The 12652-nt window shown below is 61.8% G+C and carries 19 protein-coding genes; 9 read left to right on the forward strand and 10 right to left on the reverse strand.

Going from position 1 to position 12652, the window contains the following annotated elements; translation table 11 throughout:
• The first annotated feature begins 22 nt into the window (after positions 1-22).
• The 4 genes from IB272_RS02015 to IB272_RS02030 all read left to right on the forward strand — a co-directional run bounded on the left by IB272_RS02015 (position 23) and on the right by IB272_RS02030 (position 2403).
• Entirely contained in the window at positions 23-1234 is a 1212-nt protein-coding gene (locus IB272_RS02015) for a hypothetical protein (RefSeq protein WP_060584031.1), read from the forward strand.
• A gap of 17 nt (positions 1235-1251) precedes the next feature.
• Entirely contained in the window at positions 1252-1740 is a 489-nt protein-coding gene (locus IB272_RS02020; protein WP_034800879.1) for a hypothetical protein, read from the forward strand.
• 24 nt (positions 1741-1764) lie between these two features.
• A complete protein-coding gene (locus tag IB272_RS02025) occupies positions 1765-2028 on the forward strand; it encodes a hypothetical protein (protein ID WP_034800877.1) in 264 nt (87 codons plus the stop codon).
• A 126-nt stretch (positions 2029-2154) separates the two neighbouring features.
• Positions 2155-2403, forward strand: coding sequence for a hypothetical protein (locus tag IB272_RS02030; protein WP_034800874.1), 249 nt, complete (start codon positions 2155-2157; stop codon positions 2401-2403).
• 31 nt (positions 2404-2434) lie between these two features.
• Here the strand turns inward: IB272_RS02030 and IB272_RS02035 are convergent, their stop codons facing one another.
• Entirely contained in the window at positions 2435-3574 is a 1140-nt protein-coding gene (locus IB272_RS02035) for a fumarylacetoacetate hydrolase family protein (protein ID WP_060584023.1), read from the reverse strand.
• Between the two features lie 261 nt (positions 3575-3835).
• On the opposite strand from IB272_RS02035, the gene IB272_RS02040 reads away from it, so the two are divergent.
• Positions 3836-4252, forward strand: coding sequence for a hypothetical protein (locus IB272_RS02040; protein ID WP_060584022.1), 417 nt, complete (start codon positions 3836-3838; stop codon positions 4250-4252).
• Positions 4253-4379: 127 nt separating this feature from the next.
• On the opposite strand, the gene IB272_RS02045 is transcribed toward IB272_RS02040, so the two are convergent.
• On the reverse strand, positions 4380-4997 hold the full coding sequence (locus IB272_RS02045; protein ID WP_060584020.1) for a TetR/AcrR family transcriptional regulator: 618 nt from the start codon (positions 4995-4997) through the stop codon (positions 4380-4382).
• A 51-nt stretch (positions 4998-5048) separates the two neighbouring features.
• Between IB272_RS02045 and IB272_RS02050 the strand changes: the two genes are divergently transcribed.
• Complete coding sequence (locus tag IB272_RS02050) at positions 5049-5843, forward strand: 3-oxoacyl-ACP reductase family protein (RefSeq protein WP_060584019.1); 795 nt, start codon at positions 5049-5051, stop codon at positions 5841-5843.
• Positions 5844-5917: 74 nt separating this feature from the next.
• Here IB272_RS02050 and IB272_RS02055 read toward each other — a convergent pair whose 3' ends face one another.
• From IB272_RS02055 to IB272_RS02065, 3 genes are all read right to left on the reverse strand, one after another.
• Positions 5918-7171, reverse strand: a complete 1254-nt coding sequence (locus tag IB272_RS02055) for an FAD-binding oxidoreductase (RefSeq protein WP_060584018.1) — start codon at positions 7169-7171, stop codon at positions 5918-5920.
• A gap of 63 nt (positions 7172-7234) precedes the next feature.
• Positions 7235-7738, reverse strand: coding sequence for a TIGR00645 family protein (locus tag IB272_RS02060; RefSeq protein ID WP_082566270.1), 504 nt, complete (start codon positions 7736-7738; stop codon positions 7235-7237).
• Positions 7739-7893: 155 nt separating this feature from the next.
• Positions 7894-8058, reverse strand: a complete 165-nt coding sequence (locus IB272_RS02065) for a DUF1328 domain-containing protein (RefSeq protein ID WP_034800864.1) — start codon at positions 8056-8058, stop codon at positions 7894-7896.
• Between the two features lie 224 nt (positions 8059-8282).
• On the opposite strand from IB272_RS02065, the gene IB272_RS02070 reads away from it, so the two are divergent.
• Complete coding sequence (locus IB272_RS02070; RefSeq protein ID WP_060584342.1) at positions 8283-8477, forward strand: hypothetical protein; 195 nt, start codon at positions 8283-8285, stop codon at positions 8475-8477.
• Positions 8478-8582: 105 nt separating this feature from the next.
• On the opposite strand, the gene IB272_RS02075 is transcribed toward IB272_RS02070, so the two are convergent.
• Positions 8583-8780 carry a CsbD family protein gene (locus IB272_RS02075; protein ID WP_060584017.1) on the reverse strand — a complete coding sequence of 66 codons (198 nt, stop codon included), beginning with the start codon at positions 8778-8780 and terminating at the stop codon, positions 8583-8585.
• A gap of 61 nt (positions 8781-8841) precedes the next feature.
• Positions 8842-9165 (reverse strand): hypothetical protein, encoded by a 324-nt coding sequence (locus IB272_RS02080; protein WP_034800858.1) that lies wholly within the window; start codon positions 9163-9165, stop codon positions 8842-8844.
• 491 nt (positions 9166-9656) lie between these two features.
• On the opposite strand from IB272_RS02080, the gene IB272_RS02085 reads away from it, so the two are divergent.
• Positions 9657-9905, forward strand: coding sequence for a glycine zipper domain-containing protein (locus IB272_RS02085; RefSeq protein ID WP_034800856.1), 249 nt, complete (start codon positions 9657-9659; stop codon positions 9903-9905).
• Positions 9906-9951: 46 nt separating this feature from the next.
• On the opposite strand, the gene IB272_RS02090 is transcribed toward IB272_RS02085, so the two are convergent.
• Complete coding sequence (locus IB272_RS02090; RefSeq protein WP_060584014.1) at positions 9952-10170, reverse strand: NepR family anti-sigma factor; 219 nt, start codon at positions 10168-10170, stop codon at positions 9952-9954.
• Between the two features lie 188 nt (positions 10171-10358).
• Here IB272_RS02090 and IB272_RS02095 point away from each other — a divergent pair, with 188 nt between their 5' ends.
• Positions 10359-11156, forward strand: a complete 798-nt coding sequence (locus IB272_RS02095; protein WP_060584013.1) for a response regulator — start codon at positions 10359-10361, stop codon at positions 11154-11156.
• Positions 11157-11174: 18 nt separating this feature from the next.
• Here the strand turns inward: IB272_RS02095 and IB272_RS02100 are convergent, their stop codons facing one another.
• The gene (locus IB272_RS02100; RefSeq protein ID WP_034801402.1) at positions 11175-12320 is read right to left on the reverse strand and encodes an AI-2E family transporter; all 1146 of its coding nucleotides are present in this window, start codon (positions 12318-12320) and stop codon (positions 11175-11177) included.
• Positions 12321-12442: 122 nt separating this feature from the next.
• Positions 12443-12613 carry a hypothetical protein gene (locus IB272_RS02105; RefSeq protein ID WP_089044705.1) on the reverse strand — a complete coding sequence of 57 codons (171 nt, stop codon included), beginning with the start codon at positions 12611-12613 and terminating at the stop codon, positions 12443-12445.
• Between the last annotated feature and the right edge of the window lie 39 nt (positions 12614-12652).

A 12652-nucleotide genomic window follows, 5' to 3' on the forward strand; every position in this document is an offset into this window, starting at 1 on the left:
TGAAACCGCGAGGGAGGCCAACATGGATGCCGCCGCTCACACGTCCGACGCCGACCCGGGCAGAGCCGCTTCACCGCGTCTCGGAACGCGCTTTCTTGTCTTTCCGCAACCCCCATACATTCCAGGTTACGAGAAACCCGAGGTGGTCTGGCTCGCCCCTTCGGCAGGCGGAATTACGGCCGGCCCGTCCGACCGGCGCATGTATGTCGCCGATCCGCTCGAAACCAAGAGGCCCTATGCCTACCCTATCCTGCCGCCCTATGCCGGCGCACTCTGCCCGCCGGTGGAACCGGACGCTGACGGACATTTCGATTACATCACGCCGGACTCGCCTGCCTTTCTGGCGACACACAGCTTTGCCTGCGCACGGCGCGTGCTGGATATTTTCGAGGGCTATGTCGGGCGCGAAATCAGATGGTTCTTCGAACCGACCCTGAGCCGGCTGGAGATCATTCCGCACATTGCCGACTGGGACAACGCACAATCGGGCTTCGGCTTTGTGGAATTCGGGGAAAGCGAACCTGCGAGAGTGACGTCGCGATTCTCGCTCAATTTCGATTCCGTCGCCCATGAGATGGGCCACCTGATCCTTCTCAGCGAACTGGGCCTGCTTGAGGGCGACGGCGCCGGCAGCGAGTTTTTTGCCTATCACGAAGCGGTCGCCGACTTCGCATCGCTGCTCGGCTTGCTGCATTTCGATACAGCCGCGGATCGCATCCTGCGCCGCACCGGCGGCAACCTTTTGATCAACAACGAACTCGATCGCTTCGCCGAGCTCAGCGACGAAAGGCAGATCCGCACCTTCAACAATTCGCTGCGCGCGGGCGACGTCAGTCATGAAGTGCACGATCATTCCAAGCCATTTGCCGGAGGGCTCTTCGACTGCCTCGTCGAGGTGTACCAGACCCTGCTTTTCGAGCGAGGACTGTCCGACCTCGATCCGCGTCAGTTCGGCAACCTGCGCCAGCAACTGGCGCCAGAGCTCATCGAAGCGACGTTGCGCCCATCAAGAGCGGACTACGAGCTGAAGCACTTTGCCAGCAAGGCTGCCCTAGAAGAGGCCCGAGACATCGTCGGCGAGAGCGTCGTTCGCTCCTGGCGGTTTCTGGAACCCGACGACGTCACCTTCGAAGCGGCAGCGGAAGCCTTTTTGACGGCCGCCGATCGGGGACGTGGTCGAGCCTATGTCGAACAGTTTGAAGATTGCATGCGATGGCGCGAAATTCTTTGGTGAAACAGAGGGAGAACGAGATGGACTACGAACATGTACCGGCACCGGCAACTGGCAGATACAAAGCGGACGAGCTTGTTCTCTACGGCGTCAAGCTCAACGCAAACGATGACTACGGCAGGTTCGATATCGGTGAAGGCCATAGTACCGAGCTTCGGGTCCAACTGTTTAAGGATGGTGGCGGCCTCAAGGCGGGCGACTACTCTATCGTCTTGGCCTACGGCTACGCATTCGACGGTCATTGCTACAGACTGGATTCGCATCGAATCTTCATCGTGACAGGCCCGAAGGCCGAAGCAGCGGTCGGTTGCGGCTTCGATTCGATCGCAGGTGCATCCTATCAAATGTGGCGCATTCGGGCATCGACAGAGTTGATTGAAATCGCGACTAGCTTTGGCGATGCGCAGACGCTCATTCTAGACGCGAACCTGCCCGGAAAGCGGTCGCCGACCTCATATGCGATCACCCAATCGATGGCGCATCGCGACCGCCGACTAAACCGCGACTAGCCGGACTCTCTAACGGAGAATGTCATGTCGATCACCTCAACCGTGAAATTTAAGCAGGACTGCAACAATTTAACGATGATAGACGAATTGCCCGGCAGCTACTGCGTGGACGACAAGTTGGAACCTATCGTCGGGCGCAGCGTCAAAAAGGACACAAGCCTCAAATTCTCGGCTGATACAAACAACGGCATCGCAGACGTGAGGATCACTGGGGACATCAACGGAACGCCGCATGACGACAGGTACGATCTGGAGGACCTAAGTAAGGGAATCACTTTCCCCAAGTAGGTGTCGGTACGCACTCGGTCGAAAGCCGCACGCTATTCATCAGGTGGCTAAGGTCGACATTGGCGGCTTCGGCCAAACAAGCGCATGATCACACCTCTCCCGAAACGATCAGGCGGAGGAAGACTTATGCTCGATACCGATAGAAAAGCGGATGCAGCCTATGCGATCGAGTACATCCAGGAACATCCGGAAGCCGGACTTTGCCAGGAGGGTCGGCGCTGGTGGATTACCCCAAACGCCAACGAGACGGATGGGCGGGTTTTTTCCATGGATACGGTGGAGGCCATACGGCTCCGGGATGATGCGCGCCTACGGGCCGTGCCTGACATTGCGCATGCGGGTCGGTCGCTCTGGGTCATGCGGGACATGACGTAGTCGCCGTCGCGAAGACGGGAAGACGTTTGCCCTACAGCAGCCCCCTGCCCGCGAGATTGCGCATCAGAGCCGCGGATCCGAAGGTCCATGGCGCGCACTGCGTCGACAACCTCACCGTATTGGTGAGATGGCCGAGCTCGGCATTGGCGATCGTCACCACGTCGCCGAGCTTGTGGGTGAAGCCCTGGCCGGGCACGTCGCGGTCTTCGACGGGCGCAAAGAGGGTGCCCATGAACAGCATCAGGCCATCAGGATACTGGTGGTGCGGGCCAATCGTCTGAGCGACGAGGTCGAGCGGGTCGCGGCTGATTTCGGCCATCGAACTGCGGCCGGTCAGGCGGTAGCCGTCCTCGCCTTCGACCAGGAGCGTCAGTTCGGCCTTGCGGACATCGTCGATCCCGTAGGTTTCATCGAAGAGGCGGATAAAGGGACCGACGGCGCATGAGGCGTTGTTGTCCTTGGCCTTGCCGAGAAGCAGCGCCGAGCGCCCCTCGATGTCGCGCAGGTTGACGTCGTTGCCGAGGGTGGCACCCCTCACCTGACCGCTCGAGGAAACCGCAAGCACGATCTCCGGCTCCGGATTGTTCCAGCGTGAGGCCGGGTGCAGGCCGACATCGGCGCCCGGGCCGACCGCCGAGAGCGCTTGCGCCTTGGTGAACACCTCCGCATCCGGACCGATGCCGACCTCCAGATACTGCGACCAGATGCCCTCTTCGATGAGGGCTGCCTTGACGCGGGCCGCCTCCGGCGAACCGGGCTTCAGGTTTCGCAGGCTGTCGCCGATGACGGTTGTGACGCGGGCGCGGATCGTTTCGGCGCGCGACGCATCGCCCGCCGCCCGCTCCTCGATGACGCGCTCGATCATCGAGCGCGCGAAGGTGACACCACAGGCCTTCACCGCCTGAAGATCGCAGGGCGCAAGGAGATGCAGGGCGGACGGATCCGCCTTCTGTGCGAGGCAATCCTCGAGCGCGACAAGCCGCTCGCCCTGGGTGGAGCGGATGTGCGCAACGGGATCCGGGTGTTCGAGGAGGTCGCGCATGGTGGGCGCTGCCTTCGAGGTGATGTCGACGAGCGCGCCGTCACGGATCACAACTACCGACGGGCCGCCGACATCGGCTCGCCAGGCGCGACCGACAAAGGTGCCATTTTGAAATACCGGATCCGCCATGCCGTTCTACCCTCCCGTGAGCGCTACCATCATGCAGCGGAAACCTCCGCTGTAAAGCGGGCGACGACGATCGAACGTCCCTTGGGTTGTAGCGGTCGGAACATTGCAAATTTTCACGCGTTTACGGTTACGGCGCGCCGATCCGAGCGCGCCCCGCCGCTCTGTCTCGCGAGCGCATGAAATCCGGCGCCCACCGCTGCCCCGGGAAGGTTCAGGAGCAGCCGGCCGAGGCCACGAGGAGATCAAGAAAGGATCAACGCAATGAACCAGCACGAAGAGTTCAAGGAAAAGCCGGTCATCGACCCCGTGACCGGGCAGCCGCTGCCCCAACCCACTGCGCAAACGCACCTCAGCGACGTACCTGTCGAGCCCCCCAGACGCAGCAGCTGGCCAATCATCATCATCCTGCTCGCCGGCCTGGTGCTGGCGTTGATCGCCTGGCTGCCGGCCGAACTGAGCCGCGACACCGCCAACACGGCAGCGCCGCCGGCGACCACCGACCAGCCGGCAACCGGAACGACGGGCCAGACCACACCGCCGGCCGATACGGGCACGGCTCCCGCCGGTGGAACGACGACCCAGCCGGCCCCGGAAGCGACGCCGCAGCAGGGAACACAGGGCGCTAGCCCGAACTCGACCCCTGGCGCGACACCCGACATGACGCAGCCGGCGCCGTAAGCAGGACGGAGCACGCGCATACCGGTGGGCCGGAGGCTTTTGATCTCCGGCCCTCGCGTCGTCGTTCACCAGAACAAAAATCATGAGGCCGAATGACGGATCGGGTGTGTCCGTTAAACGTCGTTCGTCAGTCCGGCCGGATGTTTGCGGAAATCATCGCGTCCCAGCCGGCTGCGGCGCAGTCGGCGATCGCGACCAGGGTTTCCCGCGTGGCGCCGTCGCGCGCCTGGATCGACATGCCGTGCTGCAGCGAGGCGACGTAGGCGGCAATCGCGGCGCAGTCGACACCCACAGGCAGTTCGCCTTCCTCGACTGCGCGCTCGAAACGCTGCTCCAGAGCCATCTGCTTCTCCAGCCGACGCAGCTTCAGTGCGTCACAGACCTCCGCATCACCACCCGCCATCTGCGGTGCCGACAGAACCACCATGCAGCCTCTCGGCTCGCCACGCTGTGTAAAATTCTCGGCCGTGCGTCTCAACAGGTCGTGCACCGCCGCCTTTGCGGTCGGAACCGTCTCCAGTTCATCCCAGATACCGGCACCGTCGGTGCGGCCGTAAAGGTCCACGGCGTCGATGAAGAGCTGCGCCTTGCTGCCGAAGGCAGCGTAGAGGCTCGGCGGGTTCAATCCCATGGCCCGAGTCAGATCCGACAGCGAGGTATTGTCATAGCCCTTGTCCCAGAAAAGCTGCATGGCGCTTGCAAGCGCCTCGTCCCTCGAAAAATTGCGTGGCCGCCCGCGGCTCATCTCGGCTGATCCTTTTTTGTATCGATCAATACATAAATCGCTTGACAGCGGATGGCAAGTCGTTTCCCCTTATATGTATCGATCACTACAGATTTGGAGAAACCAGTGACGAGTTTGAAAGACAAGGTGGCCCTGGTGACGGGCGGCAGCCGCGGCATCGGTGCAGCGATCGCAAGGCGCCTGGCAAACGACGGCGCAACCGTGGCGGTGACCTACAGCCAGTCGAAAGAAAAGGCCGAGGCGCTCGTGGCGGAGATCACGGGGGATGGCGGCAGCGCACTGGCGATCCAGGCGGACAACCGCGATCCGGGCGCGGTTGAAGCCGCCATCAAGACGGTCGCGGAAAAACACGGTCGCATCGATATCCTCGTCAACAATGCCGGCATCTTCGACGCCGGGACGCTGCACGAGGTGACTGAGGAGGATTTCGACCGGACGATCGACGTCAATGTGAAGGCGGTGTTTCTCGCCACGCGCGCCGCTTCGGCGCACATGCCGGATGGCGGGCGCGTCATCACGATCGGCAGCAACCTCGCCGCCCGCGTCCCATGGCCGGGCATGAGCCTTTATGTGCTGAGCAAGAGCGCGCTGATTGGCTTCACCAAAGCGGTGGCGCGCGATCTCGGGCCGAAGGGCATCACCGTCAACATCGTCCATCCTGGCTCGACCGACACGGACATGAACCCGGCCAACGGCGAACATGCCGGCCCGCAGCGCGGACTGATGGCGATCCCGCGTTTCAACGAGGCGAGCGACGTAGCAGGCGTCGTCGCCTGGCTGGCGGGGCCTGACGGCCGCAGCGTAACGGGCGCCGAATTCACCATCGACGGCGGCACCAACGCCTGATCAGGCAAGGAACAAGGCCGGAAACGCAGCGTCCGGCCTTTTCCTACTTCGTGATGCTATGGCTTCGGACCGTGTCAGGCCAGGAAACGCTCCGGCCGGTAGGGCGCGATGTCGATGACCGTCTTTTCGCCGGTCATGGCTTCCGCCAGCGCCCGACCGGTGACCGGCCCAAGCGTCATGCCGTGATGGGCATGGCCGAAGGCAAACCACAGGCCCTCGTGACGCGGCGCCTTGCCGATAAGCGGCATCATATCCGGCGTGCAGGGACGCGCACCCATCCAGGGTTCTTCGTCGCGACGTTCGGCAAGCGGGAAGAATTCGCGCGCCACCCGCTCGGCCCGCGTCAGCTGCACCGGCGTCTTCGGCGCATCGCGCCAGGCAAATTCCGCACCCGTCGTCAAACGGATGCCGCGCAGCATCGGCGCCAGGAAGTAGCCCTTTTCGGCATCGAGCACCCAGTTGTTGAGCTGCGCGCCGTCCTGCATGCCGTAGTGCATGTGGTAGCCACGCTTCACAGCCAGCGGGAAATGATAGCCGAGCTTGCGGGTAACCGTATCGGCCCAGGGGCCGAGCGCCACGACGACTTCGCGGGCTTCCAGCGGCCCTTCCGGGGTGGCGACGCGCCAACCGGGACCTTCGAGTACGTGTTCGGTCGTCGCCGCATCGCCGGAAATCAGCCGTCCGCCCAGGGACTGGAAGTAGGCGAGATAGGCCTTGTTGAGGCTGTGCGGATCGCGGATCGACCAGGGATCGCTCCAGCGCAGACCGCCGACGAGATCGGCCTTGATCGACGGCTCCAGCGTCTTCAGCTCGCTCGTCGAAAGCTTCTGGTGGTTGACGCCGAAGCCCGCCGAGAGCTTTTCCGCTTCCTTGTACGCGGCGTCGCGTTCCTTCTCGGTGCGGAACACTTTCATCCAGCCGTCCTTGCGGATGAGGTCGCCGGCGCCGGACGCCTCGATCAGATCCTGATGTTCGGTGATCGAATGCACGATCAGCGGCGCATAGAGCTGGGCGATGCGCCGGTGCTGGGTAAAGCCGGAATGCCACCAGTAGCGGGCGAGGAACGGCACCAGGCCCGGAAGGGCGCGGAAATGGTAATGGGCGTCGATGGTGTTGTTGAGCGCGTAGCGGAAGAGCGCGCCGAAATCATGCGGGAAGCCGTATGGAAAGACGCCTTCGCGCTGGATCAGGCCGGCGTTGCCGTAGGAGGTTTCCTCGCCGGGGCCACGACGATCGAGCAGCACCACCGACTTGCCGCGGCGGGCGAGATGGATGGCGGTGGAAATGCCGACGATGCCGGCGCCCAGAACCACTACGTCAGTCTTCATCTCAGGCTGCCCCGTTGCTCGATCAAGACAAACCGCGGCTTTGCTGAAGCCGCGGCACCAATATCACTTCTTCTTCAGCGCATTCATGATTTGCTCGAGATAGCCGAGCAGTACGGCCGAGACGACAAAGGCCAGATGTATGATCGTCGCCCACATCAACTGCTCGCTCGAATATTGCTGCGCGTTTAAGAAGATCTGCAGCAGGTGGATCGAGGAAATGGCCACGATCGACGACGCAACCTTGATCTTCAGGCTGCCGGAATCGAGCTTGCCGAGGAAGGAGACCTCCGCATCGCCTTCGTCGAAGCGGCTGACGAAGTTCTCGTAACCGGAAATCATCACCATCACGATCAGGCTGGCCACGAGCGCTGCATCGATTAGGCCGAGCATCGCCAGAATCATCTGCGCATCGTCATAGACGAAGACCATGCTGGCGATCTTCAGCAGCTTGAAGGCGAACGAGATGCCGTAGAGGGCAAGTGCCGCGACCAGGCCAAGGTAGAAGATGACGAGAAGCCAGCGGCTGGACAGGATGATCCGCTCGACGAGCAGTTCCAGCGATTTCATGATGTTCGATACCCCGGGGCGAAAACGACAATTGGGGCATCAATAGCCAAGCGGGCCAGCAAGGGCAAGCAAGACGATTCGGCCACCAAACACATCGAGGGCGGCTGTGACGCCGCCCGTTTCCTGTTTATGCCTAAAAACTCAAATAAGGCCGCTCAGCCGCGGCGCACCAGGCCGGCAACGAGCGAAATCACCAGAAAGACCAGGAAAAGGAAGAAGAGGATCTGCGCGATGCCCGCGGACGTGCCGGCAATACCCCCAAACCCAAGTACACCCGCTATGATTGCCACAACGAGGAAGACAAGCGCGTAGTATAACATAGCAATTCTCCTTGCCTAAATCACTGCAATGCAAACGCGATAGCTTTCAATTTGTTCCAGTTCTCGATCAAAATCGGCGCGCGGAATTCCGTGGCGTCACTCGACATTAATATTCTGTTTACGATGAAAGACGAAAGAGTCCCAAATCGGCACGGTTTGCACCGGAAATGCCCGGAACCTTCGCAATACTCTGACGTTCTTCATCCATGGAACGCAGGGTCGAAATGAAGATGCCGACAGCACATATCTGGAAAACGGCGACCGAAGCCGGACGGGAGCGGACGCATCTCTCCGATAGAAATCTTCACATCGGAAAGACGATGCGCGACCTGTACACGGACGGCGAAGAACAGAGCGCCAAGCTTCAGTCTCTGCTTGAAGAACTTCGCAGGCGAGAGGCCAAGGCAAAGAAGAAATAAGCGCGATGCGCATGACAAACAAAAGCCGCTCGACAGGTGTCGCGCGGCTTTTGTCTTGGCGTCGTTCTTCCGGGGAAGCAAGACTGACTGCTTGCCACGAACCGCCTAGCGGCGCGACATCCAGTCGTCGATCTGGCGCTCCGCCTCGTCACGTGCAACGCCGTATCGCGCCTGGATCCGCCCGGCGAGTTCTTCCCTGCGGCCATCGATGATATCGAGGTCGTCGTTGGTGAGCTTACCCCACTGCGTCTGAACCTTACCCTTCAGCTCGTGCCATTTGCCTTCAACAATGTCCCAGTTCATTTCCGATCCTTTCGGTTGATGCAGTCGCCCTAGCGCAATTGCCCAAGAGCTACCGGTGAAATCAGTTACGAGCCTTGGCGCCGCTTTCGCTTCGCGCGGCAACGGCATAGCTGCCGTCATCGACCTTGACCTCGACCTGCAGACGGCCAGGCGCCTTCACCTGCCACTCGATGGTCGCGTCTTCTACGAACAGCGCCGGATCGACTTCCGCGCAGGCGCCATAAGCGTGCTTGAAGCTCGTCGATGTCGCCTCGATCGCAGGCGAAAGCAGTTCGCGGCATTCGTCTACGGTCTCGAAAGCCACGGTGGGCGCCGGCACTTCGCGGCAGGCCTCTGTCGTCTGCATGCAGCCGACCAGGACCATGATGGCGGCAATGTGTTCCATTCGCATGCTCCCTTGCGTCAAACTCCAACAGCAAACGGAAATGTGCGATCTGCGGTTCCGCGAACGGGCGCGAAATATTTCCTGGAACCTTGGCGTCAGCTGCGCGTTTGAGCGGCCCAGAGACGGTCGGGAGGCGTCATTCGCCCACAGCGTTCAGCGGGCGACCACGGCCCACAACCGGGACGGCCATCGACCGTCGGCCACCCCAACAATGGAACAAAAATGCCCCGGTCTCGTTTTCGCAACGATAACAAGCGCTGCGACCGCGGCCGAGCGACGGAGGATATACTGGCGAGGCAAGGACACACCACAAGCGGCTCGCTCATTGCGAGCGCCGAAAGGTAACATCAAAAGTCGATCAGGACGGCGCGGCATCGGGTACGGGCTATGCCTCATTGTCGTCATTCTGTTCGTCACCAGTCGCGGGCAAATCGATTTCACCGAAAATTGATTCTCAGTTCAACAAAGCAACCCTCGGATAGGAACGCGTCATGAAGAAGATACTTATCGTAGCAAGCCTGATCCTCCCCCTCGCGGCATGCACGCAGACAGAAAAGGGCGCGGCGATCGGCGCAACCGGCGGTGCCATCGTCGGCGGTGCGGCGACGGGCAATGTCAGGGGTGCGGCCGTGGGCGCGGCCATCGGCGGCGTCGCCGGCGCGCTCATCGGCAACGCCAACGAACCGGGCCGCTGCATCTATCGCGACCGCTACGGCCGCCGCTACGAAGCCGCCTGCTGATCGGCGCATCTCATAAAGAAACGGGCAGCCGCCCGTTTCTTCCCCCTCAAAGCGGAACCCCACCCTTCGACGGGACTTTGGCCGCAGCCTCCGCTTCATCGAGTTTTTCAAGAAGATTGAGAAAGAGTTCCGGAACGGGCTCCTGCTCCAGCGACCGATAGAGCGCCTTCAAGCTGGTGCCGATCGAGCCGCCGATTTCGAGCGTTTCGGCAGTGCCTCCGCGCTGTTGGCCTACGCCGCCGTGCTTTCCGGTTTCTTCATCCATGCTGCGTCCCACCACCGCTTAGTCCTTCACGGCTTTTGCTGCCCTTGCGAAATCGCCGGCACACCGTTTCGAACACGTCCCCCATTTGCTCTAAGCCGAAAAACGTGTTCAAAACATCCATCTATTCCGCCCCATACCCCCTATCCTCAGAAATCAAACGAATCGCATTGCACGTAAGGAAGTCGTTGATGTCACTTTCGACCCGGATTGCGCCCCACCTGCCCTTTCTGCGCCGTTACGCGCGGGCCGTCACAGGCTCGCAGGCCGCAGGCGACGGCTATGTGGCCGCCGTTCTCGAAGCCCTGATCGAGGATATCAGCCTCTTTCCGGAAGCCTCGAACGACCGGATCAGACTCTACAAGCTGTTCTGCTCGCAGTTCGAAAAGATCTCGATCGACCGCAGCGAAAATGCCTCACCGTTCGCATGGGAAAAACAGGCGGCCGCCAATCTCTCGCTGATCGCGCCGGCGCCGCGCCAGGCGTTTCTGCTCGTATCGGTCGAGGGTTTCTCCATCGCCGATGCGGCCGAGGTCATGGACCTCAGCCAGGCCGAGTTTTCGAAGCTGCTGACAGTCGCCTCGGAGGACATTTCGCACCAGGTTGCAACGGACGTCCTGATCATCGAGGACGAGCCGCTGATCGCGCTCGATATCGAGGATATGGTGACCAGCCTCGGCCACCGCGTCACCGGGATCGCCCGCACCCACGGCGAGGCGCTCGATCTCTACCGCAAGACCTCTCCGAAGATGGTTCTGGCCGATATCCAGCTTGCCGATGGCAGCTCGGGCATCGACGCCGTCAACGAGATCCTCACGCAGGCCGCTGTGCCGGTGATCTTCATCACCGCCTTCCCCGAGCGGCTGCTGACCGGCAAGCGGCCGGAGCCAGCCTTTCTCGTGACCAAGCCGTTCAATCCGGACATGGTGAAGGCACTGATCAGCCAGGCGCTGTTCTTCGACGAGCACGCACGCTCTGCCCGGCGCTAGGCCGGGCAACACATCCCCTTATCCGGGCAGCTGACGTTCAGGCGGCTGGTCGCTGATTTCCTCGACGATGGCGAGGACGATGAGAGAGAGCGGCAGCGCCAGCATGGCGCCGACCGCCCCCCACATCCAGGTCCAGAACACGATCGCCAGGAAAATCAAGAACGGGTTCACCTCAAGCTCGTTGCCGAGGATGGCCGGAATGGCAAGGTTTTCCATCGCAAGGTGAACGACGAAGAAGGCCACCGCCGGCGCCAATGCCAGCCACAGCACCTCGTGCGTCATCAGCCCCGCCACCAGCAGGCTCAGCGTCATCGCCGTGACGCCGAGATAGGGAATGAAGCTGGAGACGAAAGCGAACAGGCCCCACAGCGGCGCCATGCCCAGACCCCCGACAAAAGCGATCACCGTCGTAACGAGGCCGAGCGAGAAATAGATGACGCTGGCGATCGAGAAGTATCGCGCCAACGCATCCTCGATGCCGTTCATGATGCGAATGGCGCTAAGCCGCCGCTCACGGCTGGCAAAGGCAAGGATGACCGCCTTGCGCAGTTGCAACCGTCCGAGCAGAAACAGGCCGAGTGCTGCGAGAAAGATCAGTGTCTGCACCAAAGCGGGTGTCAGCCCGGCGGCGGTGGCGGCAAGCATCGGGCCGGCATTCTTCATGACGGTATCGGCAATCGCATCGTTGCCGACGCTGCGCGCGACGGCCAGACGCAGCCACTCGAACCGGTCAATGAACGGCATCACCCGCGCCACCACGCTTTCGGCAAGCTTCGGCGCCTCCGAGGCGAGCGCCGTCAACGGACCCAGGAGGGCATTGACGAGCCACGAGAGGCCGGTGACGAAAATGATCGCCAGCAGCAACCCTCCGAAAATCGGCGGCAGGCCATAACGCGCCAGTCCGTCGGCCGTCCGGCCGAGCACGACGCCGACGACGATTGCGAGCGTGATCGGCAGGAGGATCGTTTCCATGGCGTAGATGCCCGCGCATGCGGCAATGGCGAAGAGGCCGATAATACTCCAGGCGACCATCAGATCGATGCCGTCGCGCCGCGGGGCTGTCGATGGCGCCGCCGTCGCCACAGCAGCCTCTTCCTCGACGATCCACCGCGCACGCTTGCGCTGCTGGGCGGCACCCGCCCGACGCAGCGTATTCGCGATCATGCCTCGCCGTCCTTCAGTCAGGGCCGCGCGCGGTTCGTTCGCGTTTCCGGTCAACAGATCAGGCCGCCCTGCCTTTTGCTCCGGCCCGGCTTGCGGCACATCGCGTGAATGATCTTGCACGGTCAATGGTGTTCCGGCGGGAAGACATGCAGGGTCAGCGACAATAGGCCAAGCCCAAGGATGATGACGAGCAAGGTATGGGCGACACCTGCGGCGGTGTAGGGAAGAAGACCGAAACCGATCATGACGCCCGCCAGGAGAAGGACACAGACACGGGGCAGCCAGTAAAGCATAGACAGTCCTCCCAATCGTGGCGGCCGGTTTTGGCCTGC

Source organism: Ensifer sp. ENS08 (assembly GCF_014852195.1).
GTDB lineage: Bacteria > Pseudomonadota > Alphaproteobacteria > Rhizobiales > Rhizobiaceae > Ensifer > Ensifer adhaerens.